This is a genomic window from Helicobacter didelphidarum (genome assembly GCF_003364195.1).
GTDB lineage: Bacteria > Campylobacterota > Campylobacteria > Campylobacterales > Helicobacteraceae > Helicobacter_A > Helicobacter_A didelphidarum.
The window spans coordinates 1-847 of sequence record NZ_NXLQ01000161.1; the positions used below are offsets into that span (position 1 = coordinate 1).

The 847-nt window shown below is 31.1% G+C and carries 1 protein-coding gene and 1 pseudogene; both read right to left on the reverse strand.

Annotated features, from left to right (window positions below):
• A partial coding sequence (locus tag CQA53_RS11690) for a hypothetical protein (protein ID WP_147290063.1) occupies window positions 1-361 on the reverse strand: 361 nt, incomplete at its 3' end.
• Window positions 358-847 (reverse strand): annotated as a pseudogene (locus tag CQA53_RS11695) (hypothetical protein); the annotation flags it as partial. The pseudogene CQA53_RS11695 and the gene CQA53_RS11690, both read right to left, overlap by 4 nt.

Genomic DNA, 847 nt, shown 5'->3' on the forward strand with positions numbered 1-847 from the left:
CTTTATAGCCTTGACGAAAGAATAAATAATATTCATCTAATTCTTCATAAATAGCTTCATCTTTTTGCTCTATCCATTTCTCTTTATTAGCTTCATTGTTTTCAAATTCTTGTGTAAGTTTTGCTATAAGCTCCATTTGTGTAGTTTTACTATGTTCTTCTAGTTTAGATTCTACTGCATATTGTTTTCTTGATTTATCATCTAGTGTTCCATTAAAGTTTTCATTGACAAGATGATATTCTATCTTAAGCCCTAAGAATACATGAGGGATTACACCCTCATTCCAACCCCAAGTATCTACATAGACTCCTAGAGTATGGTATTTTTGGTAGAGTTTATTTGGCATTGTTGCTTCTTTCATCTAAATTTTCTAATTATTCTATTAGTAAACTTCATATTATTTTTCACACCAATATTTTGCGTATTGTGCAAGGCTGCTTCAATTGTATTGTAATGATGTTGCCCTGTATCTCTCGTTATATATTTCCTTATTGTAGATGCACCTTTAGTAAAAAATATAAACTCTGTCCAATGTCTGTCATATATATAGCCTGCAATTGTTTGATATACTACGCTATCCTCAAACCCTTGCTTATAGATAAAAGTATCACGATCAATGTCTTCTGTATGTCTGATATTCTTCTCTGATATTATAGTGTATCTTTTCTCATAAATACTTTTGCCAATCGGTATAGTTTCGAATACTAATGTCCCACTTGGATATTTTTCTGTCATTTTTTTCATTCTTTCTCTCTCATCTTGTGTGATAGGTCTTGCATACACCACTTTACCTATATTCTCTTTACACAATCTCTCATATTCTTTGTATTCACTATCCCATTGTTTT